This window comes from Tenacibaculum sp. nBUS_03, from assembly GCF_051201695.1.
In the GTDB taxonomy this organism is placed as follows: domain Bacteria; phylum Bacteroidota; class Bacteroidia; order Flavobacteriales; family Flavobacteriaceae; genus Polaribacter.
On the sequence record NZ_CP179214.1, the window covers coordinates 590,840 to 615,574 of the forward strand.

General features: G+C 28.9%; 21 protein-coding genes and 1 pseudogene. 8 read left to right on the forward strand and 14 right to left on the reverse strand.

The window, feature by feature from the left end; translation table 11 throughout:
• Window positions 1–34 precede the first annotated feature (34 nt).
• Window positions 35–1,429, forward strand: coding sequence for a pyridoxal phosphate-dependent decarboxylase family protein (locus ACMFBB_RS02745; RefSeq protein WP_435262931.1), 1,395 nt, complete (start codon window positions 35–37; stop codon window positions 1,427–1,429).
• 237 nt (window positions 1,430–1,666) lie between these two features.
• On the opposite strand, the gene ACMFBB_RS02750 is transcribed toward ACMFBB_RS02745, so the two are convergent.
• Together ACMFBB_RS02750 and ACMFBB_RS02755 are read right to left on the reverse strand one after the other, a co-directional pair.
• Window positions 1,667–2,701, reverse strand: coding sequence for a phosphatidylserine decarboxylase (locus ACMFBB_RS02750; RefSeq protein WP_435262932.1), 1,035 nt, complete (start codon window positions 2,699–2,701; stop codon window positions 1,667–1,669).
• Between the two features lie 14 nt (window positions 2,702–2,715).
• A complete protein-coding gene (locus ACMFBB_RS02755; RefSeq protein ID WP_435262933.1) occupies window positions 2,716–2,961 on the reverse strand; it encodes a hypothetical protein in 246 nt (81 codons plus the stop codon).
• 497 nt (window positions 2,962–3,458) lie between these two features.
• On the opposite strand from ACMFBB_RS02755, the gene ACMFBB_RS02760 reads away from it, so the two are divergent.
• The gene (locus ACMFBB_RS02760) at window positions 3,459–4,028 is read left to right on the forward strand and encodes a Crp/Fnr family transcriptional regulator (RefSeq protein WP_435262934.1); all 570 of its coding nucleotides are present in this window, start codon (window positions 3,459–3,461) and stop codon (window positions 4,026–4,028) included.
• A 56-nt stretch (window positions 4,029–4,084) separates the two neighbouring features.
• Window positions 4,085–4,855 (forward strand): MBL fold metallo-hydrolase, encoded by a 771-nt coding sequence (locus ACMFBB_RS02765; RefSeq protein ID WP_435262935.1) that lies wholly within the window; start codon window positions 4,085–4,087, stop codon window positions 4,853–4,855.
• A 131-nt stretch (window positions 4,856–4,986) separates the two neighbouring features.
• On the opposite strand, the pseudogene ACMFBB_RS02770 reads toward ACMFBB_RS02765, so the two are convergent.
• Both ACMFBB_RS02770 and aceB read right to left on the reverse strand, forming a co-directional pair.
• A pseudogene (locus ACMFBB_RS02770) lies at window positions 4,987–6,622 on the reverse strand (isocitrate lyase).
• A gap of 76 nt (window positions 6,623–6,698) precedes the next feature.
• Entirely contained in the window at window positions 6,699–8,294 is a 1,596-nt protein-coding gene (gene aceB / locus ACMFBB_RS02775) for a malate synthase A (protein ID WP_435262936.1), read from the reverse strand.
• Between the two features lie 127 nt (window positions 8,295–8,421).
• On the opposite strand from aceB, the gene ACMFBB_RS02780 reads away from it, so the two are divergent.
• The 4 genes from ACMFBB_RS02780 (at window position 8,422) to ACMFBB_RS02795 (ending at window position 14,431) form a co-directional block, all read left to right on the forward strand.
• Entirely contained in the window at window positions 8,422–9,903 is a 1,482-nt protein-coding gene (locus ACMFBB_RS02780; protein ID WP_435262937.1) for a helix-turn-helix domain-containing protein, read from the forward strand.
• A 92-nt stretch (window positions 9,904–9,995) separates the two neighbouring features.
• Entirely contained in the window at window positions 9,996–11,624 is a 1,629-nt protein-coding gene (locus ACMFBB_RS02785) for an acyl-CoA carboxylase subunit beta (protein WP_435262938.1), read from the forward strand.
• 30 nt (window positions 11,625–11,654) lie between these two features.
• Window positions 11,655–13,655, forward strand: coding sequence for a DUF3352 domain-containing protein (locus tag ACMFBB_RS02790; RefSeq protein ID WP_435262939.1), 2,001 nt, complete (start codon window positions 11,655–11,657; stop codon window positions 13,653–13,655).
• A 59-nt stretch (window positions 13,656–13,714) separates the two neighbouring features.
• Window positions 13,715–14,431, forward strand: coding sequence for a YebC/PmpR family DNA-binding transcriptional regulator (locus ACMFBB_RS02795; protein ID WP_435262940.1), 717 nt, complete (start codon window positions 13,715–13,717; stop codon window positions 14,429–14,431).
• An 88-nt stretch (window positions 14,432–14,519) separates the two neighbouring features.
• Here the strand turns inward: ACMFBB_RS02795 and ACMFBB_RS02800 are convergent, their stop codons facing one another.
• From ACMFBB_RS02800 to ACMFBB_RS02825, 6 genes are all read right to left on the reverse strand, one after another.
• Window positions 14,520–15,281, reverse strand: a complete 762-nt coding sequence (locus ACMFBB_RS02800) for a phage portal protein (protein WP_435262941.1) — start codon at window positions 15,279–15,281, stop codon at window positions 14,520–14,522.
• Window positions 15,282–15,766: 485 nt separating this feature from the next.
• Window positions 15,767–16,018, reverse strand: a complete 252-nt coding sequence (locus ACMFBB_RS02805; RefSeq protein WP_435262942.1) for a hypothetical protein — start codon at window positions 16,016–16,018, stop codon at window positions 15,767–15,769.
• A 236-nt stretch (window positions 16,019–16,254) separates the two neighbouring features.
• The gene (locus ACMFBB_RS02810; RefSeq protein ID WP_435262943.1) at window positions 16,255–16,446 is read right to left on the reverse strand and encodes a hypothetical protein; all 192 of its coding nucleotides are present in this window, start codon (window positions 16,444–16,446) and stop codon (window positions 16,255–16,257) included.
• A gap of 801 nt (window positions 16,447–17,247) precedes the next feature.
• Window positions 17,248–17,457 (reverse strand): hypothetical protein, encoded by a 210-nt coding sequence (locus tag ACMFBB_RS02815; protein ID WP_435262944.1) that lies wholly within the window; start codon window positions 17,455–17,457, stop codon window positions 17,248–17,250.
• A gap of 146 nt (window positions 17,458–17,603) precedes the next feature.
• Complete coding sequence (locus ACMFBB_RS02820; protein WP_435262945.1) at window positions 17,604–17,975, reverse strand: hypothetical protein; 372 nt, start codon at window positions 17,973–17,975, stop codon at window positions 17,604–17,606.
• A gap of 444 nt (window positions 17,976–18,419) precedes the next feature.
• Window positions 18,420–18,674 (reverse strand): DUF3850 domain-containing protein, encoded by a 255-nt coding sequence (locus tag ACMFBB_RS02825; protein WP_435262946.1) that lies wholly within the window; start codon window positions 18,672–18,674, stop codon window positions 18,420–18,422.
• A gap of 334 nt (window positions 18,675–19,008) precedes the next feature.
• On the opposite strand from ACMFBB_RS02825, the gene ACMFBB_RS02830 reads away from it, so the two are divergent.
• Window positions 19,009–19,158, forward strand: a complete 150-nt coding sequence (locus ACMFBB_RS02830) for a hypothetical protein (RefSeq protein WP_435262947.1) — start codon at window positions 19,009–19,011, stop codon at window positions 19,156–19,158.
• A 280-nt stretch (window positions 19,159–19,438) separates the two neighbouring features.
• Here ACMFBB_RS02830 and ACMFBB_RS02835 read toward each other — a convergent pair whose 3' ends face one another.
• From ACMFBB_RS02835 to ACMFBB_RS02850, 4 genes are all read right to left on the reverse strand, one after another.
• The gene (locus tag ACMFBB_RS02835; RefSeq protein WP_435262948.1) at window positions 19,439–19,891 is read right to left on the reverse strand and encodes a hypothetical protein; all 453 of its coding nucleotides are present in this window, start codon (window positions 19,889–19,891) and stop codon (window positions 19,439–19,441) included.
• A gap of 138 nt (window positions 19,892–20,029) precedes the next feature.
• Window positions 20,030–20,218, reverse strand: a complete 189-nt coding sequence (locus ACMFBB_RS02840) for an integrase core domain-containing protein (RefSeq protein WP_435264266.1) — start codon at window positions 20,216–20,218, stop codon at window positions 20,030–20,032.
• A gap of 14 nt (window positions 20,219–20,232) precedes the next feature.
• Entirely contained in the window at window positions 20,233–21,189 is a 957-nt protein-coding gene (locus ACMFBB_RS02845) for a DDE-type integrase/transposase/recombinase (RefSeq protein ID WP_435262949.1), read from the reverse strand.
• Between the two features lie 215 nt (window positions 21,190–21,404).
• Entirely contained in the window at window positions 21,405–23,780 is a 2,376-nt protein-coding gene (locus ACMFBB_RS02850; RefSeq protein ID WP_435262950.1) for a T9SS type A sorting domain-containing protein, read from the reverse strand.
• Window positions 23,781–24,735: the final 955 nt, after the last annotated feature.

Genomic DNA, 24,735 nt, shown 5'->3' on the forward strand with positions numbered 1-24,735 from the left:
ATATAACAAGAAATTAATAGAAAGCACATAAAAAATGAATACACTTCAAGATACCATGTTTCAAGAAATTAGAAACAAAGAAATATTCAATCTAGCGCAACATTATTCATTAGAATATTTAAATACTATTTTTGATCGAAATGTTTTTCCTACAGAAAAAGCACTTGAAAACTTATCTGTTTTTGATGAAGAACTTCCTATTAATTCAACAAATGCTAAAAATGTTATTGACCAACTGAATACGTTCGGTACTCCTGCTACTACTGCTACTATAGGAGGCAGATACTTTGGCTTTGTAACTGGTAGTGCTATACCTGTAGGGTTGGCTGCAAAAAACTTAGGTACTTATTGGGATCAAGCTCCTGCAATGAATGTTCTTTCTCCTATTGGAAGTAAGTTAGAGTCAGTTGTGGAAAAATGGCTAGTAGATTTATTTAATTTGCCAAAAAAAACTTCAGCTGGATTTGTAAGCGGAACATCAACAGCCAATTTGTGTGGCTTAGCTGCTGCTAGATATCGTATTTTAGAAAGAAATAACTGGGATATCAATGAAAAAGGACTTAGAAACTCACCTCAAATAAGAATTGTAACAAGTAAGCAAGCACATTCAACAGTTTTAAAAGCTATTGGAATTTTAGGATTAGGAAAAGAAAATATAGAATGGATAGATGTTGACAACCAGGGGCGAATTATTCCTGAATCAATTCCGGAATTGGATGCTAACACAATTTTAGTATTACAAGCTGGAAATGTAAACAGTGGTTCTTTTGATAATTTTGAAATCATTTGTGAGAAAGCTGAAAAAACTAATACTTGGGTTCATATAGATGGAGCTTTCGGACTATGGGCTGAAACTGTAAATGAATTAAAACACTTAACTAAAGGGATAGAAAAAGCATCTTCTTGGGCTGTAGACGGACATAAAACATTAAATACTCCATATGATTGTGGAATCATATTATGTAAAGATCAAGAAGCAATGACCTCAGCTCTTCATATGTCTGGCAGCTATATTTTAAAAAGCTCAGAAAGGGACGGTATGTTTTATACTCCTGAAATGTCTAGAAGAGCTAGAATTATAGAATTATGGTCAATAATAAAATATCTGGGCAAAAAAGGCATCGATGAAATGATTTTAGCAATGAATCAAAGAGCAAAGCAGTTTGCTAATGAAATAGAAAAAATAAATGGTTTTCATGTTGAAAATGAGGTAGTTTTTAACCAAGTGCTCGTAAGATGTAATTCTGATGAAATTACTGAAGCTGTCTTACATAATATTCAGATGCTAAGAGAATGTTGGTTAGGTGGTTCAATGTGGTTTGGTAAAAAAGTAATGAGAATTAGTATTTGTTCCTGGGCAACAACAGAAAGTGATATTTTAAAGGCTGTCAAATCCTTTGAAAAGGCTCTAGAATTATCAAAAATTTAGTCACCTTTTACCTAAAATTACTAAATATCCTTTACGTTATTTATTCATATTTTATCACTAAAAATCAATAGTGAAAACTGTAGACTAGAAAAAAACTGATTTTGAGTTCAAAAAATTAGATAACATCATTGTAAAAGAATCTTTAAGTATTAAGCATATCGAGCTGGATTTCTTATTCTTTTCAAAAAGCAAAAAAGATAGTTTTTTTTCAAAACTATCTTTTTTATAAACTAAATACTATTTATTCCAATAAACAGAAGTTTGTCCGTATTGAAAATGAATAGGTTGATGTGACGGATCTTGTTGAAACATGTATAGCTCATGTGGGGGTTTTTCAAATAACATGATAATATCTGACCCTCCAAACCTAAACTTCCCAAACTCCTGACCTTTTACTACTTTTTGACCTTGAAGTTCAGTATACATATCAACACCTGATACTTGGCACATTCCTATTGGTAAAATAGCAACTTTTCCTACTTCAGGCCCTGCATCCATAATTACCAATCCTCTTGATTGTGTAAACTCATACCCATTTCCTCCACCATCTGGAGCATCAAACTGCCCGTTAGAAGCTGTTTCTACATTTAAATATACTTTACCTTGTACTGGAAGAATTTCCAAAATTTCACCACTTACTGGCGTATGAAAGCGATGATAATCAAACGGACTTAAAAAATAATGTATAAATGTACCTCCATAAAAATTTTCTCCATATTTACTATATTGTAACAACTCATCTATAGTGCCAATAGTATGCGTTCCCTTTAATGTAACTTCATCAACGTTTCCATTTTTATCTATTGGATAAAAAGCTTTAAAAGTACAATCTGCTGGAGATACAATAGTTGTATTATCTTCTGGACTCGCTATAGGACGTAATGGAGATATTCCTGTTTTTGGATCTGCTTGATTAAATTCTCTATAAAAAAACTGATTAAAAGTATTCCATTTTTTTTCATTATCAGAATATAATGGGAAATTATAAACACTTTCACCTTGACTATTTTTATCATCTTTGAATGATTTTAAAGTTTCATCATTTAATGATTCCTCTGTATCTAAGAAAGTACCCCAAGCATTTGCAAAACTAACCAGCCAATTAGCAAATTCAGGATAACTTTGCATTGTTTTTCCTTCTGAATCTTTTTGGTCTATTAACCAATATGATTGACAAAGCAAATCATACACCTTTTGATTGTAACCATTTTTAGTTCCATCACTGGTCCAAGCATTTGGGTATTCAGCATCTCTACTTTCATTAGGAAGCATTTGTACATAAACATCTAAATAATCATAATAAGCTTCAACCGTTTCAGGCCAACCTTTTCCTTTAAACTCTTTATCAATCGCTTTGTAAAGATCTTATTTAAAGGAGGTATATTTTCATCAGGATTCCCATACTTAGATAATGAAACTGCCTTTTTTAATGATTCTTCTAAACTTTTTGAGATTGCTGAATTACCATCCAAAATACTTTTCAGTTGCTCAACAACTGCTTTATGAGTTTCAATAGTTTTAACTGCCTCCATAATTAATAAGTTTTTAAATAATTCCTACTCTTTTAAAACATAGGTTTTTCGGATACCACCTAAATAAAATCCTAATCAATCAAAATCTAGTAGTAGTAATTTAAATTTCTAATGATTAAACAAAAGCTGATACAATAAACTCTACTCATAATAGTATCAGGGTATTCAAAGTTGAAGAATTAATAAATCATTTTTTAAAAAAATGCCATAAGCATCTAGTTTTCAACCACAAAAGCACCTATTAAAGTAATAGGAGAAATAAAACAATCACTTATATGATTTTACCAATAATTAAATATGCTATTAATATTCCTATAAGAGCATCAGTTAATCACCATTGAAGTATTTTATAGCAACCGTCTATTGAATGATAGAAATGTTTAATAAATGTGAAATAAATTAAAAAATTATTCTTTTTTTGTTTCATTATAAATCAAAAATGTGAGTAGAGTACCATTACATGTATTAAGCTATTCAATAAGTTAAATGAAACAATAATGTTTACTGAAATATCCAAATTCTTTAAAACTGAATATCCCTTAAATGAACATGGATTAGATGAGCTTTTTTCTTTATTTAAAATAAATAATTATAAAAAAGGAAGTTTAATACTAAAAGAAAATACAAAAGAACAACAACTTCGGTTTCTCAATAAAGGAATAATTAGAGAATATTATTCAAGTTATGAAAAAGAAATAAATATAAACTTTTACACCAAACCCCAATTTATAACTGATTTATTAACCTTTAATCAAAATTCTAGTACTCTTAAAAATCAAGAATGCCTTTCTTATGTTGAAGTTCTTAGTATTGAAAGACATGTGTTTTTTGATTTATTAACAAAATACCAATGCGGAAAATCATTTATTGAAGCTTCTTTTCAAAAACTTTTAAAACAAAAAGAAATGTTTGAGTTTAATCGGGTTACTAAAACTCCAGAAGAACTTTATAAAGAATTATTCATTTATAAACCAAACTGGCTTCAATACATTCCTCAATATCATATTGCTTCATACCTAAATATAACCCCAGAAACATTAAGTCGTATTAGAAAACGTACTTCTTGATTTGAATCAATGGATATTATTTATTTAAACTAGACATTTGAATAAACAATATACCTATGCTAAAAATACATCATATTAGAAATGCTACAATGGTTATAGAAACTGAAAAAGACGTTATTTTAATTGATCCAATGCTTGGTAAGCAAGGAGTAATGCCAAGTTTCACTCTTTTTAGACACAAAGCTAGAAAAAACCCTACTGTTTCTTTACCAAAAAATATTTATTCAATACTAAATAAAGTAACTCATTGTATAATTACACATCAACATCCTGATCATATTGACAATAAAGGAATACTTTTTTTAATTAAGAAAAACACACCTATTACTTGTAGTATAAAAGATAAAAAAGCTTTTGTAAAAAGAGGGTTAAATGTAGTTAAAACAATAAAATATTGGGAGCAACAAGATTTTTTGGGAGGTACAATTAAAGGAATCCCTGCTAAACATGGATATGGATTTGTATCTAAATTAATGGGGAATGTAATTGGTTTTTATATAAAATTACCTAATCAAAAATCAATTTATCTAAGTTCTGATACAATTTACACACCATCAGTAGATAAAGTTTTAAAAAGCTACAAACCAGAAGTTAGCATTCTAGCTTGTGGTGCAGCTCAATTTGACTTATTTAATAAACTCATTATGAAAGAAGAAGATACTTTAACATTTATAAAAACTACAAAGGGGAAAGTTATTGCTAATCACATGGAATCAATAAATCACTGTCCATTAACTAGAAAAAAATTAAAAAATATTTTAACAGAAAATAAATTAATTGATAACGTATGGATTCCTGATGATGGTGAATTTTTAGAAATTACTTAACCTCTAAATTTACTAGCTTTACCATAAAAACTCCACCAAATTGGTGGAGTTTCACTTCAAAATAATATAAAATTTATTACTTGTAACAAATAGTATATTTTTTTTAATTGCTTACAACATTATTACAATACCTAAGCTACAGCTATTTTCTCATTATTTTGAACTACTTGTTTAGATTCCTTGGTTTCAAATTGATTGGATGTATTTTTTACTCCGCCAGCTTTAAGAGCCTTATCTCCTGCAAAAAATGTTTTATGATCATCTCCTAAATTAGAACCAGCCATACGTTGGTGTTTTACACAAGCTACCCCTTTACGAATTTCTTGTCTCTGAACTCCTTTTACATAAGCTAACATTCCAGCTTCTCCAAAATACCCCTTTGTTAGATCATTCATATGTAAAGCGGTGGTATGATAAGTAGGCAACGTAATTAAATGGTGAAATATCCCTGCTTCTCTTGCCCCATCAACTTGAAAAGTTTTTATTTTCTCGTCAGCTCGATGACATAATTCTGAGCCATCATATTGCTCATCCATTAAATTGTTTCTATCATAAGAAGTCATGTTTTCTCCCTCAAGTAACATCTCTTCATATACCTGATTTCTAAAATTAAGTGTCCAATTAAAAGATGGAGAATTATTATATACCAATTTAGCATTTGGAATAACTTCTCTTACTCTATTTACCATATGAGCTATTTGGCCAACATGAGGTGTAGGTGTTTCAATCCACAACAAATCAGCTCCATTTTGTAGACTTGTGATACAATCTAGTACTACTCTATCTATGTTAGAACCTTCTTTAAACTTATACAGCCCATTTGCTAATCTTACTGGGCGTACCAACTTACCTCCTCTTTTAAGCAAAACTTCATTATCTCTAATTTCATCAATTGAAACCTCTTGACATTCAATAAAATCTAAATATTTAGAAGCTAAATCTCCTTCTTCATTACTTACAGGTAGTTTTTGAGTTAACCCAGCACCTTCAGAATCAGTTCTTGCAACAATAATTCCGTTGTTAACCCCTAATTCTAAGAATGCATAACGAACAGCATTTAATTTTGCTATAAAGTCTTCATGTGGTACTGTTACTTTACCATCTTGATGTCCACATTGTTTTGCATCTGAAACTTGATTTTCAATTTGAATAGCACAAGCGCCAGCCTTTATCATTTTTTTTGCTAATAGGTACGTTGCTTCTTCATTTCCAAAACCAGCATCAATGTCTGCTATAATAGGTACAACATGTGTTTCAAAATTATCGATTTCATATTGTACATTTTCTCCTGCTTCTAATCTTCTAAATAAATCATTTAATTCAATTGCATCAGCTTGACGCAAGAAATCATAAATTTCTTCAATTAAAGCTGGCACAGCCGTTTTTTCATGCATTGATTGATCAGGAAGAGGTCCAAACTCAGATTCTCAAAGCTGCAACCATCCAACCAGAAAGATATAAATATCTTTTACTAGTTGTTTTGTAATGTTTTTTTACAGAAATCATTTTTTGTTGAGCAACAAAACCATGCCAACAACCAAGTGATTGCGTATATTGAGATGAATCTGCATCATATGCCTCCATATCATCCCTCATAATATTTGCAGTATATTTAGCAATATCTAAACCTGTTTTAAAACGATTTTGAGAAACCATTCTTGCTGCATTTTGTGGATTAATAGCATTCCACGAACTTCCATATTTTTCTTTAAGATTTCTTACAGTTTCTAATGCAGAACTATAACTTTCTTGTGCTATTTTTTTCATAATTTTGTAATTGATAAAGGTTATTAATTGTATTGATAACTTGCCCTGTTAATGTTGCCGCATTGCAGGGCTTTTTTTATAGATATTTGTATGCTGGTAAAGTTAAAAACTCTTCAAATTCATCAGACAATACCAGTGAATCAAATAATTCAATAGCTTTTTTATAGTTTCCTTGATAAAAAGACTCCTCACCCACTAAACTTTTTATTTTCTTAATCTCAGATTTTCTATATTCATAATACATTGGTCTTGTGAATGTTCTACCATTTTCTAACATTACTTCACTTTTTAACCATTGCCAAATTTGAGTTCTTGAAATTTCAGCAGTAGCAGCATCTTCCATTAAATTATATAATGCTGCAGCTCCATTACCAGACAACCAACTCTCTATATATAGAATACCTATATTGATATTTTTTCTTATTCCTTCTTCAGTAATTGTTCCCTTTGGTAATTCAACCAAAGCCTCCTCAGTAATATTTAATTCACTTAGTTTTTTTTCTATCTGATTCTTATCAGACATATACTCATTAAATATATCCATAGCAGTAGAAACCAACCCAGGATGCGCAACCCACGTTCCATCATGGCCGTTAAGAACTTCCTGTTCTTTGTCTTTTTGTACTTTTAAAAAAGCGACTTTATTTGCTTCTTCATTATTTTTTACAGGAATTTGAGCAGCCATTCCGCCCATGGCATGAACACCTCGTTTGTGGCAAGATTGAATTACTTTTAAAGAATATGCATTCATAAAAGGAGTACTCATAGTTACTTGATCTCTATTAGGAACCAAAAAATCTTTATGATTTCTAAACTTCTTTATGTATGAAAAAATATAATCCCAACGACCACAATTTAATCCTGCCATGTGATCTTTTAACTCATATATAATTTCATCTAACTGAAAACTTGCAGTTATTGTTTCAATTAAAACAGTTGCTTTGATTGTTTTTTGGGGTACTCCCATATAATCTTGAGCAAATACAAAAACATCATTCCACCATCGAGCTTCAAAATAGTGTTCTAGCTTAGGTAAATAAAAATAAGTAGCTGATTTCTTAGCTAATAAATTTTTAATATTATGAAAAAAGAAGAGTCCAAAATCAATTAAGGCACCAGACATTAGTTCTCCATCTACCTCTATATGCTTATCTTCTAAATGTAAGCCCCTTGGACGAACAAGTAAGGTAGCCACCTCTTTATTTAAACTATATGTTTTATCTTTTTTCTCATTATAAAAAGAAATTGTTTTGTTTACAGCATCACGAAGATTTACTTGTCCATTTAATAAATTAGTAATCGTTGGAGAACTACTATCTTCAAAATCAGCCATAAATGTTTTTGCTCCAGAATTTAGCGCATTAATCACCATTTTTCTATCAACCGGACCTGTAATCTCCACTCTCCTATCTAACAAATCTTTAGGTAATTCAGCACAAACCCAGTTACTTTCTCTAATATTCTTTGTTTCTTTTGGGAATTCCGGATAATTTCCAGCATCAAAATATGCTTGATAAATTTTTCTATCTTCTAAAAGTGAAACTCTCTTGGCATTGAATTCTTTATGTAACTCAACTAAAAAACGTAAGGCCTCATCTGTTAAAATATCTTCATAGACATCTGTTTTAAAACCTTTTAAATTAATTTTTTTAACCAATGTTGCTGCTTTCATAATTATCATTTTTAAGAATTACACCACAATGATATAAAATATTATTGAACTCTACAAGCGAACGTTCGCTATTTTTAAATAAATTATAAAAATAAATTATTCGCTAATAATTTATATATTTGTTTTTATGCACATTGAAGACGAATACATTAGGTTAATTTTTGGCTTAAAATTAAAGCAAATAAGAACTGACAAAAAACTTTCATTATTTGGACTAGCGAAACTTACTGGACTCTCAAAATCGTACTTAAACGAAATTGAAAAGGGAAAAAAATATCCAAAAACAGATAAAATTGTTTTACTTTCTGAAAACCTAGATGTTCCGTATGACCATTTAGTATCTTTAAAACTAGATAAAAACTTGGCTCCTATTGGAGAAATACTGAAGTCACAAATACTAAAAGAAATTCCCTTTGAACTTTTTGGTATTCAAGAAAAAAACTTGATTGATATTGTTGCAAATGCTCCGGCTAAAGTAAATGCTTTTATTAGTACAATTATTAAAATATCTCAAAACTACAACTTAACCAGAGAAAGCTTCTTCTTAGCCTCCCTTCGTTCATATCAAGAAGCACATAATAATTATTTTGAAGATATAGAAGAACACGTTGAAGCTTTTGCTAAAGCTTATCATATAGATTTATCATCTAAAATTAACTCTTCTGATCTTGAAGAAATCTTACTTGAAGAATTCAACTATACGATTGATAATGAAGAATTATCTAAATACTCAAATTTAAATGAGCTTCGTAACTTATATATACCCGCAAAAAAAACACTTTTAATTAGTAAAGAAATATCTGAAGCTCAGAAAGCTTTTATTTATGCAAAAGAAATTGCTTACAATTTCCTTAAAATTAAAAATAGGTTATTTACTTTTCCTTGGATTAAATTTGAGAGTTTTGATCAGGTATTAAATAACTTTATTGCTTCTTACTTTGCTGGTGCATTAATAATTTCAAAACAAAATTTGGTTGATGAACTAAAGACTTTTTTCGAGTCTGAAACTTGGAGTAATGAAAAATTCAATAAAATGATAAGTAAATATAATTGTTCTGCTGAATCTTTTTATCAGCGCTTAACAAATATTTTGCCTAAATTTTTCAATATTAAAAATCTATTCTTTTTACGTTTTACCCATAAAGTAAACTCACCCAAATATAAATTAACCAAAGAATTACACATTACACAACAACAAACACCTCATGCAAATAGAAATAATGAACATTACTGTAGACGTTGGATTTCTATAAACTCTATTCAAAATTTAGAAAACTCATCTGCGTCAACGTCTTTTGGAATTCAAACATCCTCTTACGAAAATTCAAACAATGAATATTTAGTATTATCATCAGCTACGTCAGACCCTTTTAAAAAAGATGTAAATCGGAGTATTTCTATTGGTTTACTTATATCACCACATTTAAAGAAAAGATTAAAATTTGCAAATGACACTTCTATTCCTTCAAGAAAAGTAGGTATTACTTGTGAAACCTGCTCTATAAAAGACTGTAAAGAGAGAATGATAGAGTCATGGCGTTTACAAAGAGAACTTGATTTTGAAGATTTTGACAAAACAGTTTCTACTATTTTAAACACCTATTCTTAATATAAAATCAACATTATATTAAGTATTTTCAATTGAACATTATCTACTAATTTATTACTTTAGCAGTCGCTTACAAACAATCATAACAACATATGGACCTTACCTTTAATAAAAACGAAGATCACAATAAACTTTTAGCATCAGAATTACGTCAAAAACTTACCAAAGTAAAACTAGGAGGCGGTCAAAAACGTATTGATAAATTACATGAAAAAGGAAAAATGACTGCTCGTGAGCGTATCGATTATTTATTAGATGACAATCAAAAATCTATAGAAATTGGTGCTTTTGCTGGTGAAGACATGTATCAAGAACATGGCGGATGTCCTTCTGGAGGCGTTGTTGTAAAAATGGGATATATTCAGGGTAAACAGTGTATCGTTGTAGCAAATGATGCAACTGTTAAAGCCGGAGCTTGGTTTCCAATTACAGGAAAGAAAAACTTAAGAGCACAAGAAATAGCAATAGAAAACAGACTACCTATTATTTATTTAGTTGATTCTGCTGGTGTATACTTACCTATGCAGGATGAAATATTTCCAGACAAAGAACATTTTGGAAGAATTTTTAGAAACAACGCTGTTATGAGTAGTATGGGAATTACACAAATTGCCGCTGTTATGGGTAGTTGCGTTGCTGGTGGTGCCTATCTTCCCATTATGAGTGATGAAGCTTTAATTGTGGATAAAACTGGAAGTATATTTTTAGCTGGAAGTTATTTGGTAAAAGCCGCTATTGGTGAGACTATTGATAACGAAACCTTAGGAGGAGCTACAACACATTGTGAAGTGTCTGGGGTTACTGATTATAAAGCTAAAGATGATAAAGACGCATTAAATACTATAAAAAATATCGTAGATAAAATTGGTGATTATGATAAAGCTGGTTTTAGTAGAAAAGAATCTTTTCCTCCAAAAGAAAATGAAGATGATATTTTTGGAATTTTACCTAAAGCACGCCATGAACAATATGATATGCTTGAAATTATTAAACGTTTGGTTGATAATTCTGAATTTCAACAATATAAAGAAGGGTACGGAAAAACCATTATTACTGGTTATGCACGTATAGATGGATGGGCAGTAGGTATAGTCGCTAATCAACGAAAACTAGTCAAAAATGCTAAAAGAGAAATGCAGTTTGGAGGAGTAATTTACAATGATTCTGCTGATAAAGCTACTCGTTTTATTGCTAACTGTAACCAAAAGAAAATTCCTTTAGTGTTTTTACAAGACGTTACTGGTTTTATGGTTGGAAGTAAATCAGAGCATGGAGGTATTATTAAAGATGGCGCAAAAATGGTAAATGCCGTAAGTAATTCTGTGGTCCCTAAATTCACTATTGTTATTGGTAATTCATACGGAGCTGGTAATTACGCTATGTGTGGTAAAGCCTATGACCCCAGACTAATTGCCGCTTGGCCAAGTGCTGAACTAGCGGTTATGAGTGGAGCCTCAGCTGCTAAGGTTTTATTACAAATAGAAACTGCTTCTTTAAAGAAAAAAGGTGAAGAAATTACTCCTGAAAAAGAAAAAGAACTATTTGATAAAATTAAATCTCGCTACGACAAACAAATTTCACCATATTATGCAGCTGCTAGAATTTGGACTGACGCAGTAATCAATCCATTAGATACGCGAACTTGGATCTCTATGGGAATAGAAGCAGCTGATCACGCTCCTATTGAAAAACCATTTAACTTAGGTGTAATTCAAGTTTAATAATAGCGCTACATAAAAACATTATCTGTGATGAAAAGAAAATTAATTACACTAGTCATTTTGGTTTCTCTTGCTTTTGTAGGGTATCAAGTTTATATTTTTACTACTACCAGCGAAGATAACATTAACCCTGTTTACTTAATTCCTGATGATGCTGTTTTTATTGTAGATACTGAACGACCTATTGATACTTGGGATGAAGTTAGTAATAGTAATATTTGGAAACATCTACAAAAGAATACATATTTCAATACTGTTACTGAAAGTCTAAATAATCTTGACAAAACATTTAAAGAACAACAAGAAATAATTCAGTTTATTGGAGAAAGAGATTTACTTATTTCTGTACATGTATATAAACCTAAAACTTATGGATTATTTTATGTTGTTGATTTACAAAAGATTTCTAAACTCAGTTTTTTAAAAAGCTCTATAGCTAAACTTGCTGGTGAAGGATATAAAGTAACAAAAAGGCAATACCATAATCATGAAATAACAGAACTGTATGATAAAAGAAAGAGAGAAACTTTATATATTTCTTTTATTAAAAATCAATTAATAGCATCATACACCCATGTTTTAGTTGAAAAATCAATTGATCAGTATCTAGAACCTGTAATTGGAAGAGACGTTGATTTTGTTGAAATTAATAAAGAAACTCCTGAAGATGGCTTGTTTAAATTATTTATTCATTACAAATATCTTAATAAATACTTGTCTTGCTTTTCTAACAAGGTTAATTCTGAGATTTTAAAAACAATTGAAAATACATGGTTATATTCTGGTTTTGATGTTGGATTAAAAGAAAGTACAATAATTCAAGCTGAAGGATTTACTAATTTTAATCTGAGTTCAGAAAGTTATTTGCGGGCTTTACAAAAGTCAGGAAAAGGCAAACGATCTATTGCTAAAATAGCCCCTAAAAACACAGCGCTATATTTAAGTTTTGCTTTTGATAGTTTTGAAGAATTCCATGAAAACTTTGAAGCTATAAAAGAAGAAAACAAAGAAGGCTTTAAATCTTATACAAAACAAGTTACTGATATTGAAAACAGATTAGACATCAACCTAAAAGAGCATATTTTTAGTTGGATTGGTAATGAAATAGCTCTTTTACACATTAATGATGCTATTTCTAAAAAACAAAAAGATATAGCGGTTGTATTAAAAGCAAACGATATTGATAAAGCGAAAAAAAACTTAGACTTTGTTTTAACAAAAATAAAAGAAAAAACACCTCTAAAATTTAAACAAATAAATTACAAAAACCAAACCATAAATTTTTTAGATTTAAAAGGATTCTTTAAAATGTTAGCTGGGGATTTATTTGCTAAAATGGAAAAACCCTACTTTACAATCATTGATAATTATGTTATTTTTAGTAATAGCCCAAATACCTTAAAAGAAATAATTAACACACAACTTATAGGCTATACTTTAGCTTCGAGTAAAAAATACCTAGACTTTAACGATCAATTTGATGAAAAGTCAAGTTTATTCGCTTATATAAATACTCCATATATTTATGATGATTTAATAAGTTTGACAGATAGAAAAACCAGAAGACAAATACATAAAAATAAAGAATATTTAATTTCCTTTGCACAAATTGGACTTCAATTAATATCAAGAGGTAGTCATTTTGAAAACTATTTATCAATCGCCTATGAAAATCCTGTTGAAATTAGAAATCAATTAAGAGACAATAGAGATTTAAAAAGAAGTTTATTAAAAAAACTTGTCAAGGAAAATGATACTACTTCTATTGTTATGACAAAAGAGACTTTTTTTAAAATACCTGAAATATTTCCAAATGATTTAAGTGCATCAGAATTTATAAAGAAATACGATAATGGGGTGATTAAATTTGAAGTTGAATTAAAAAACGGATTAAAACATGGTGATTATAACGAGTATTATAAAAATGGAAAATTAAAAATTACAGGAAAGTACAAAAAAGGAGTTCAAGTAGGAACATGGAAAGCCTATAGAGAAAAAGATGAAGAGCTCTTATTCAAAAAACGATTTTAAATTGTAAATATATTCTGCAATAATTACATTTGCAGGCATTAAAACTTAATTATTTAGAAATGGGAAGAGCATTTGAATTTAGGAAAGCTAGAAAAATGAAGCGTTGGTCAGCTATGGCAAAAACCTTTACTCGCATTGGTAAAGATATTGTAATGGCAGTAAAAGAGGGTGGCCCTAACCCAGAAACTAACTCACGTTTACGTGCTGTTATTCAAAATGCTAAGGCTGCTAATATGCCTAAAGATAATGTTGAACGTGCAATTAAAAAAGCTTCAGATAAAGATACTGCAAACTATAAAGAAACACTTTTTGAAGGATATGCACCTCATGGAGTTGCTGTTGTGGTAGAAACTGCTACTGATAACAATAATAGAACAGTAGCTAATGTTCGTGCTGCTTTTAATAAATGTAATGGTAATATGGGAACTTCTGGCTCTGTTATTTTTATGTTTGACCATACTTGTAACTTTAGAATTAATGAAGAAAGCTTGCAAATGGATTTAGAAGAGTTTGAATTAGAAATGATTGAATTCGAAGTTGAAGAAGTTTTTAAAGATGAAGACGGTATTATGATTTATGCCCCTTTTGAACAATTTGGAGGAATACAAAAGTATTTAGAAGAAAATAATTTAGAAATTTTATCTTCAGGTTTTGAACGTATTCCGACGACAACTACCAAACTAACAACCGAACAACAAGAAGAAGTTGAAAAACTATTAGAGAGGTTAGAAGAAGAAGATGACGTTCAAAATGTATACCACTCAATGGAAATGTAATCTCAACAAACATAGTATTCACAGCACCAACCCTCTATTTTACTAGAGGGTTTTATTTTTCATAATTATTTACTTTTGTTAATTTTTGTTAAAAAAGTGAACCAATAGTGAACAAATGATTTTCATGTATCAAATGAACAGCTAATTGTGATTCTTGGGGCGTTAGTTTTATATGCTGAAATGAACCCATTTCATCAAATACTGCTACTTTAAATTTATCCTTACTTGATAAACGAGTCGATAGCCCATTTGCATATCTGGTTTTAGCATCTCCATCCATAGGCTTGGCTGTGGTTACAACTCCAATACCCTCTCCTTTACTTTCATAATACTCTGAAGCATATTCTTGCGCATTTAAATTAACACCCAAACTCATTGCTGCCTTTGTTACGACTCCAATCCCCACAATACCATTTGTAGTAAACCCTAGTACATGAATAATATCATCTGAATCATACAATTTACCGTCAATTTTATACACCAAACCTTTTCCTCTATCTAAAACCTGAACAGTTTTCTTTTGTTGATCTATAAACTCTATTGAGGTAGTTCTTTGAGTAGTTTCATCTTTTACTTTAATAGCATATGCATTACCTTTAAGAATTACACTCAAAAGCATTACTTTATCAAAAGTATATGCTGTCATATAGCTATTAGGCTTTTTTGACACTAGATAACTTAAAGAATGATTGTCTATTTTTTTTCGACTTCCATCTGTTTTTCTATATATAGACTTCGGTAGTTTTGCATAATCATTGCAAAGAATATTAACACCGTTATAAAATGCAGATAATGTTAAGGCTGTATTTGAATTGATTGGTTTACCACTTTTTGTAGCACCACCAAACAAATTAAAGAAACCACCTGAACTAACAGATTGATTTTTTTTCTGAAAAAGCTAAATCTAAGGAATCGAATAACATACTTTTACATTCTAGGATGTAAAGATACTATGAGCAGTTTTCTAAATTGGGGTCATTTTATGCCCTTTTTTATTTTTTATTGAAAAAACTTTTGAAAATGAGAAAACCGAAGTACAATTCTACCAATAAAAGCAAACAGACAATCACAATCCTTACTGGATGTTTAAACAATTCTAACTCTAAAAGTAGTGAAGTTAGAAACATAGAACTAAACGTTGCCAAAACCACTACTAAAATTTGTAAATCTTTATACTTCGTCATGCTTAACTTTTATATCTTGTAAATACTTATTTATTACTCTATTAACCCTATGCTCGGACAAACCCGTTTTTTTAGGAATTACCCACACGGTTATCATGGGACGTCAAAAACAAATCTATTATAATTGCCGTTTTTTCATTTTCTAACATATCTATATTTTTACATATTTATTTTTAATTTCACGGAATGAACCCCAATCACTATACCTATACTCTCCAAAAATTAAATAATAAAGTTCATTCGTTAAATCAAATGCCTTTTTTTGGGTTTTACAAAACCCCACTATTTTAAAGTAATATTCAATAAAACCTTTAGTGGTCGCTAATCGCTTTGCAACATCAAAAGACATTGCTTTTATATTCATTTCTTGACTTAAATGTAATTGCATTTGCACCGAGTTCATAATAAATTCTTTGAGGTGTTTATTTTTTTAATTTAATTATTTACTGTTTATTTATCGTCATATTATAACAATTCATCTATACTTTTAATTCACTTAATCTAATTTCTAAAAATTTAATACCTTAATTAAATAAATTTGTGGTGTAGTTTAAAGTTTGATATATATAATTATAATTCCCCTTAATTATTTTAATTGATTATAAGTTTACCCCTAAAACTTATAATCAATTCTTTTTACTACAGTTTTAATTTTCTTACGTACTCAATTGATTCTTCAGCTTTCGGAATTGCCTCCTTAATGTGTTCGTGTAAAATTTCAAACTCACCTGCCGTTTTCGTTCCGTCGAAATATTCACCGACCAAACAAATCAAGTGACTTGCTGGAGAGAGTTTGTTTCTTATATCTGCCAATAGTTTTTCAGTTGTCATACTTCTTTAATTACTGTTTATTATTTTTTTTGTATATTAAGAGTATTATTTTTCTACCGCCCGTCCCCGTATGTTAAATAATAATAAGCTCTCTCTTTTGTTTTGAAGATGAGAGCTTTTTTATACTCTTCATTTTACTTTTTTAATGGTTATACCTTATTAGTATAATGGTTTTCACCTATGCAATACTGCTGGTTTATACCATAACAATTTTAAGTGTTCTACTTATTTTAAGTATCTCTTTGTTTTACAATATTTGCATTGTATTTATTCTGTTTATTAACAAAAAATCTTCATATATTTTTATACCCCCCACGGTAAAAAAGTTATTAAACAGTTTTTTCTATTTATTTAGGATTTGTAAGGACTCTTAAATACACTCTTGGTTAGCTAGTCTTAATAGTCTAGCTAACTTGTTTATTCAAATTTCTACCATTATTTTAGTTTGTTTATATTTGGCACATGAATTTGACAATTATTTTAATTTGAGTCAAAATCATAAATGAAGTTTTATTCGTTTTTAGTAATTATCTAAAAGTAGAAAAGAATAAGAAGTTCCGTGGGGGGGCTTCTTTTCTATTTTTACTACTCTTTATTTCTAATATATTTTTATTAGTTTTTTTATATAAACTTCTATTCATCGATAGATTTTGTCTTCTTATCATAAAATTTAATTACTCAATTAAATCTTAAATTATATTTGCTAACAGTTTTAAAAATTTAATTTTAAAGTATCCCCTCACAAAAGATTTCAAATCTATTAACCAATCTCATAATGGGTTTGAAATCTTATTATTTATACTACTGTTTAGTTAGCTTTTGTTCATTGATTGAAAATTCCATTGCGAAAACTTGACCTATTGAATCATGATGTTTTTGTAAATCATTCATTCTCTCGATTTCACCTTCTATCACACACTTAATTAAGTGTTCTGTGTCTTTGTAATAAGTCTTTTCTCCATATGGATAATTGCTTATTATTCCGTTTGAAATAATTTCAATGCTTATCATACTACTCTTATTTTATAATTCGTTTACTAAATCTTAGACATAAAAAAACACCTTAATTAAGGTGTTCCGTGGTAAGTATATTTTGTAGACTAAAATATCGTAGTTTAGTAAAGGAGAAAATCTAATATTTTGAACATAAAAATCTCCTACTTACTCAAGGTTTGTTTTAATATTCCTAATCCTGTATTTTGCTCCCATCTTAGAGAATTTTCATCTAGTTCTATAATTTTAAGTTCATATGGGTTAATATCAATTTCATCAACCCATTCGACCTTTAGTAAATCATCTTTAATTTCATAGGTTCCTTTTTTCCATAAGCCACCTCCGTGAGAAAAAATGGCATATTTAGATGTAAATTCAACATTTTTTAAACCATTTACTTCTTCTCCGTTCAATTTACTTTCAATTACCGTCCATTTACCAATAATCGAAGGTGAAATTTCTTCATTTTCATTATAGCATGATGATAAAATTAGCGTAAAAATTATTAGTACGTAGCTAAGCTTTTTTCTTGACATGTATAAATATTTCTGGCAAAGATAAAAACATTATAATTATTAGAAAGCCCCAAATTCATTTTAACAGAAACTTAAAATTACATAACTTTAAAAAATACTTACCACAATTATGTCAAAGAACGTTTTTCCGTTTTTTAGGTATCGGAGAATCTACTGTTTTAATGGTTATACCCTATTAGTATAATGGTTTTCACTTATTCAAAACTGTTGGTTTATACCAAAACAACTAAAGGTATTACAACTATTTAAATTATCTTTTTGTTTTACAATATTTGCATTGTATTTATTCTGTATATTAACAAGTTTTCATTAATTTTTAACTTCACACAGGTTAAAAAAGTTAATACACAGTTTTTTTCTATTTATTTAAGTTTTGTAGGGATTCTTAAATATACTCTTGGTTAGCTAATCTTAATAGATTAGCTAACTTGTTTATTCAAATTTCTACTGTTTTATAAATCCAAATACACAATATCCCGTATCTATACCATCTAAAGAATCTTTAAATACATAAGTGATTTTAATATCAATTTGATTTCCAGAACATTTACTTTTCCTCATATCCCATTCATTTAAAGAAACTTTATCTCCACTTTGAAAATCCTTGTCGTTATATCTAACCTCAAAAGTTTTGATTCCTCTTTTTACTCTATCAAAATATTGAGGTAATATTTTTAATTGATGCTCTTGTTCTTCCATATTATTTTATTTACTCTTATTTTTTAATTTATATCTTTGTTCAAATTATTTTACGCTATGAAAGATGTTTTACTTGTATTAATCTTAATATTCTTGCTAATCAATAGTATTTACCCTTCTCTGTTTATAGAAAAAAAACTAAACCTCTAAAGCCTTGGATAAGAATTGTTCTAGGCATATCGTCCTTCATAGTCATAACCCTTGTTTTTTTAGATTAAAAATCTACAATTATTTTAATATTTGATTTACGGTTTATCCTTACTTTTAGTAAGGTTTATTTTTCAATTTTATCTTTTTAAAAAACTAGATTTGAAAAACTTAAAAATTTTATATTATGTTAAAGACCATTTCAAACTTAAGAACACCCCTAAACAAAACAGAACAACAATCTATTAATGGAGGTAGATGTTTCCCTTTCGAGAGTTGCGATATAAATGAAGAATGGGATTTTGGTTCTTGCCAATGTGTATTTTCCAATTCATAATAATTTATCAGCGAACTTCGGTTCGCTTTTCTTTTACCCGTATTCTTCATTCTACTCTTATTTTATAATTCGTTTACTAAATCTTGGACATAAAAAAAACACCTTGATTAAGGTGCTTTGTGGTAAGTATGTATTTTATTTTAACGGTGGAGGATATGTGCTGTTGCAAATAAAATAACCTAAATTTTCGGTTAATAACTAAATTTTATAAAAAAACCAAAAATCAAAGGTTAATCACTTTATTATCAATATCATAAACACAATGTTGTGTATTCGTTTTTTATTTTCTTATTTGTCTTCTAAATTCTTTGTAAATAGAATCCCATTCTTTATTTCCTTCTCCATTTATGAATTTATACTCTTTTCCCTTATTTGTTTTTAAACTAATTTCTATATCTGTTCCATCAACTTCCTTATAACTTTTTCCGTTAGTTAACTTTTTAAATGTTGCTAAATTCACCTTATTTACCAAACTTTTCCTTTTATATTTATTATTAGCAATATTTTTATTTATGTTCTTTGTTGTATCTATTGCAAGATAAAAATGATGAAAAATAGAATCTTTATTAAAAATATAAATATCACTTACCCCTCCCTCTCCTCCACAAGTATGGATAATTATTTCATTTATTGATTCTTTTTGACTTTCAATATTCTCTTCTTTTTGCTTAATATTTAATTTACAAGACAAAATAGAAGATACTAAAAACAATAACATAAGATTTTTTTTCATTATTTCTCTCTTATTTCTTTTTTCATTCTGTTCTTTCAAATGTTTCGTCCTGAAATATGGCTACAGGTTAAAATTGAATTTACACTGATAATTTATATACCATATTTGGAGTTTTAAAGTCTAAAGATAAATGTAATCTTACTTCATTGTATAAATTAATTGCATTTTTTCAGCTCTCTTTGCGTGTGCTTCGTTATCAAAGGTTTGATCGAGATAAAACTCGTCTTTTAGTATCCCGTTTACACGTTCCGCCATGGCATTTTCATAACAATGATTTTCTTGGGTCATACTAATATCTATCTTTTTCTTTTTAATATTTGCGTGTATACATTACTACAATATTATATACCTCTGTCTGAATGATGAATAAGCTGTTTAATATTTTTAGCTTGATAAATAGCCTTATTAAGAGCTCTTACACATCCTTTTAATTCCAGGCTGTCACTAAGGTCATAATCCTCTATTTTCCTTGAATACATATCAGTTATTAAGGCCAAGTAGCAAAATCCTTTTACGGTTCTAATGTATGTTATATCAGAATCCCAAACTTGGTTAGCTCTAGTAATTTCTATGTCTTTTATGATGTTATTATATTTATAAAAACGATGATAAGAGTTTGTAGTTCTAGCACTTGTTTTCTTTCTAACTGTTAGCATCTGATTCTTTCTAAGCACATTAAATAAAGTGTCTCTACCAACTTTAATAGTACCTTTATTAAAATCTACATCTAATGATTTTACAAGTTTACGCACGCCTTCTCTAGGAAGAGATTTGCGCCTTTTTCTAACTATTTTTATAATCTGTTTCTCGAGTTCTAAACGTTTATCAGCTCTAGATTTGTATTTGTAATACGCATCACGTTTAAGAGCAAAACAATGTGTTATAGTAGTTAAAGAAGCAAATCTCTTAGATTTTTCTTTAGCTTTAATTAAGCCTTTATAGGTAGCTTTTTTTAGCTCATTAACTGACTTATAACCAAGGTCTTCAGCTGCTACTTCAAGGTAAGAATCCATTACCATAGCATCGAGATACTTTTTAAGTAGTAGTTTTTTAAGCTGTTCAATCTCTTTTTGAAGTGCTTTGATTCTAGATATTTCGTCTTTAGTTTCCACTTTTACTCTGGTGTTCATTAAGTCTTTACGTTTGTACTTTTTAATCCACTCATTGACAGTTGTAGGGGCAATACAGTAGAGTTTACAAAGTTCGCTCTTTGTGTGTTTTCCGATTGTAAGTTCGGCTAATATTTTTAATTTGAAAGGTTCACTGTAACGTCTAATTACTTTGTCATTTCTATACATAATGTTTAAAATTATGTAGCCTTATTTCAGGACGGGTCAGTATTGTAGACAACGTATTTGTATATGAAAAGTAGCAGAATAAAAAACTACTACTTTTCAATTTAGAAAGAAAATAGCAGAAAAGTACGAACTTTAGTTTTAGCTCTAAACTGCTATTTTTTATACACCAAGTTTTAAGCCTTTACGCTTAGTTTTATTTATAAATATAAGACTAGTTAGTTTTTTATTACTCTTTTTAAAGCTATTTTATTATAATTATTCTCTATTTTCACTAAATATACTCCATTAGAGAGAGCTCTAAAATCGATGGTGCTATCTTTTGTTTCTAGAACTTTAATTCCTAAAACAGAATATACCTCTACTATTTTAATTTCCTCAAAAATAGGTAGGGAAATAGCTAATTTATCATGTACTGGGTTAGGGGCTATAGATACACTATTATTAAATACTTTATCTATAGTAGCTGTTTCACAATCCTCACTATAACTAGCGATTTGGTCTTTGCACCAACCTTGTAATGTATTACAGCTCGGGTATATAGCATCCTCATCGTCAACCAAAATACAGGTAAGATTTTCGTTTCTTTTGGCCCACATAAATGTTATAGTAGCATTATTACCATTTTTTAGATTTAAACTCGTAAGCTTATTTTCAGAACAATCTAATCTAGTTAACGTTGTATTTTGTGAAACGTCTAAACTCGTAAGTTGATTACTACCGCACCATAATTCAGTTAACGCCTTATTTTGGGATACGTCTAAACTCGTAAGGGCATTATTACCGCAATCTAACTCGGTTAATTTTACAAAGGCTTCAATACCCGTTAAGTCCAGGATATTTTGATTATTAACATGTATTTTACCCTTGAAATCGTTTGCTTCGCCCACTTGAATTTCTGAATCGCCATTCGTATTGATATCGGTTTGACCTACTAAATACGATTTAAAATTAGCATCAGGAATGTTTACAATTACATCTGCTCCACAATCTTCAAAAAAATTAGCGATACTATCTTTACACCAGCCTTGCCCATCATCTCTATCACAATAAGGATATGAAGCATTCTCATCATCTACCAAAATACAAGTAAGGTTTCCATTTTCATAAGCATACATACTTGATATAATAGTATTATTACCGTTTTTTAGATTTAAACTCGTAAGGTTATTGTAATAACAATATAAAGTTTCTAACGCCTTATTTTCAGAGACATCTAAACTCGTAAGGGCATTATCAGAACACCATAACGTTTCTAACGCCGTGTTTTCAGAGACATCTAAACTAACAAGGGAATTATAATAACACCATAACTTTTCTAACACCGTATTTTCAGAGACGTCTATACTCGTAAGCTTATTGTTAGAACAAACTAACTCGGTTAACACCTTATTTTTAGACACATTTAAACTAATAATTTCATTATTTCTGCAATCTAAACTAATTAACGCTGTATTTTCAGTTACATTTAAAGTCATAAGTTTATTATTTCTACAATCTAAACTAGTTAAAGCTGTATTTTTAAATAAAGTTAAACTCGTAAGGCTATTATAAGAACAAGATAAAGTTTCTAGTGCAGTATTTTGCGATACATTTAAACTATTAATACCTTTATTAATATTATTATTTGAATCATTTCTACTACAATTTAAATAAGTTAAAGCTGTATTTTTAGATACATCTAAACTAGTAAGGGCATTATCATGACAAGATAAATAAGTTAACGCCGTATTTTTAGACACATCTATACTAGCAAGGGAATTATCATGACAAGATAAATAAGTTAAAGCCGTATTTTTAGATACATCTAAACTAGGAAGATAATTATTATTACAATATAACTCGGTTAACGTCTCACTTTGTGGTAAATCTAAACTAGCAAGGGAATTATTATCACACTTTAAATGTGTTAACGCTGTATTTTTAAATACATCTAAACTACGAAGATTATTATTGTTACAATATAACTCGGTTAACGTCTCACTTTGTGGTAGGCCTACTAAACTGTTAAGTTTATTATTATCACACTTTAAATATGTTAACGACGTATTATAGGATACATCTAATTTCCTAAGGTTATTCTTATCACAATATAACTCAGTTAGCGCCTTATTAAAGGATACATCTAAATTCGTAAGGTTATTGTTATCACACTTTAAATATGTTAACGCTTCACTTTGTGGTAGCCTTAAAATCTTAAGTTCATTATTAGGACACCATAACCTTTCTAGCGCCAAGTTTTGGGATAGATCTAAGCTAGCAAGGTCATTATAACCACACACTAAGTTAGTTAGTGCCGTATTTTGGGATAAATCTAAATTCGTATAACTATTACCAGTACAATTTAAAGAAGTTAAGTTTTTAAACACTTCAAGACCTGTTAAATCTGAAAAAAATTTATAAGTTATATCTATTTCACCAGCAAACGCTTCTGCTTCGGTAACTTGTATCTCAGAATCGCCATTGGTATTAATACTACTATCGGCTACCAAATAGTCCTTGAACCTAGAATCAGGAATGTTTACAATATTTTGTGCTTTTGTAATTCCTAGGGTACATAGGAAAAGAAATAAAAAAAAGTATTTTTTCTTCATAATTAAATTTTTTAAAATAGTTGAATGAAATTACCAGAAAAATCTAGTTTGTATTTTGAAGTATTTTTCATAGCAATTTCAAAAATAAATCAATCAAATATATAAAATTTTTCAACTTATTATTCTTTCATTAAAACAAAAAGTTGTTGCTACCCATAAATATTATTTACCATAATTATGTATAAGAACTCTTATATTTTTGTGGTGCCGAAGAAACTATTCTACATAACCTATATGTTACTTTATGATTAAATAACTAATTTAATAAAATGCTAACTTAAGACGTATGTTGACTTTTGAAAACCTATATATTTGACATTTTTTAAAATAATTTTAATTTAAATTTTACTTATTAAAATTTATTATTTAGATTTGTTCTAAATAGTTTTGTGTTGTTTAATTTTCATCAACTATTTGAACAAGAATTTTAAAATTTTTAGAAGGGTTTTATAAATATCTTGAGTTGAAAGGAGCTATTTTTAGCTCCTTTCTTTATATAAAGTTATTATTATTGATTTTGACTTGTCGCACAATAAAAAACAACAATATATTACTGGTAAAAAAATAAATTTTAGCTAAAAAAACATAAAACCAATCACTTAAGTCAAGACTCTAAATTAAGTAATTGTAATCTAGTTCAAATAATCTTATATCTACTAAATTCTAATTTATGCTGTTTCTATAATATCGATAGTTTTCTCTTTATCTATGGTTGTTTTACCTTTCATCGACATATATATCCAACTCATCAAATACTTTTATAACACGCATCAATCATAAATTATATTTACTACATAGTTTTAAAATTAATTTTTCATTATTGGTAATTAGTTTGGTTAGTATAGAGAGGAAGTACTTTTGAAGGGGTATTTCTTCTTTTTTATGATATTCAAAAATAATACCCCTTAACGCTAGATCCAAATTGGATAAGTCCTTTAAAAAATTAATCTACCAA

Coding starts and splice junctions, on each gene's coding strand:
- ACMFBB_RS02745 (WP_435262931.1), top strand. CDS start 35: ATGAATACACTTCAAGATACCATGTTTCAAGAAATTAGAAACAAAGAA.
- ACMFBB_RS02750 (WP_435262932.1), bottom strand. CDS start 2,701: ATGCTTCCTAATGAAAGTAGAGATGCTGAATACCCAAATGCTTGGACC.
- ACMFBB_RS02755 (WP_435262933.1), bottom strand. CDS start 2,961: ATGGAGGCAGTTAAAACTATTGAAACTCATAAAGCAGTTGTTGAGCAA.
- ACMFBB_RS02760 (WP_435262934.1), top strand. CDS start 3,459: ATGTTTACTGAAATATCCAAATTCTTTAAAACTGAATATCCCTTAAAT.
- ACMFBB_RS02765 (WP_435262935.1), top strand. CDS start 4,085: ATGCTAAAAATACATCATATTAGAAATGCTACAATGGTTATAGAAACT.
- aceB (WP_435262936.1), bottom strand. CDS start 8,294: ATGAAAGCAGCAACATTGGTTAAAAAAATTAATTTAAAAGGTTTTAAA.
- ACMFBB_RS02780 (WP_435262937.1), top strand. CDS start 8,422: ATGCACATTGAAGACGAATACATTAGGTTAATTTTTGGCTTAAAATTA.
- ACMFBB_RS02785 (WP_435262938.1), top strand. CDS start 9,996: ATGGACCTTACCTTTAATAAAAACGAAGATCACAATAAACTTTTAGCA.
- ACMFBB_RS02790 (WP_435262939.1), top strand. CDS start 11,655: ATGAAAAGAAAATTAATTACACTAGTCATTTTGGTTTCTCTTGCTTTT.
- ACMFBB_RS02795 (WP_435262940.1), top strand. CDS start 13,715: ATGGGAAGAGCATTTGAATTTAGGAAAGCTAGAAAAATGAAGCGTTGG.
- ACMFBB_RS02805 (WP_435262942.1), bottom strand. CDS start 16,018: ATGAACTCGGTGCAAATGCAATTACATTTAAGTCAAGAAATGAATATA.
- ACMFBB_RS02810 (WP_435262943.1), bottom strand. CDS start 16,446: ATGACAACTGAAAAACTATTGGCAGATATAAGAAACAAACTCTCTCCA.
- ACMFBB_RS02815 (WP_435262944.1), bottom strand. CDS start 17,457: ATGATAAGCATTGAAATTATTTCAAACGGAATAATAAGCAATTATCCA.
- ACMFBB_RS02820 (WP_435262945.1), bottom strand. CDS start 17,975: ATGTCAAGAAAAAAGCTTAGCTACGTACTAATAATTTTTACGCTAATT.
- ACMFBB_RS02825 (WP_435262946.1), bottom strand. CDS start 18,674: ATGGAAGAACAAGAGCATCAATTAAAAATATTACCTCAATATTTTGAT.
- ACMFBB_RS02830 (WP_435262947.1), top strand. CDS start 19,009: ATGTTAAAGACCATTTCAAACTTAAGAACACCCCTAAACAAAACAGAA.
- ACMFBB_RS02835 (WP_435262948.1), bottom strand. CDS start 19,891: ATGAAAAAAAATCTTATGTTATTGTTTTTAGTATCTTCTATTTTGTCT.
- ACMFBB_RS02845 (WP_435262949.1), bottom strand. CDS start 21,189: ATGTATAGAAATGACAAAGTAATTAGACGTTACAGTGAACCTTTCAAA.
- ACMFBB_RS02850 (WP_435262950.1), bottom strand. CDS start 23,780: ATGAAGAAAAAATACTTTTTTTTATTTCTTTTCCTATGTACCCTAGGA.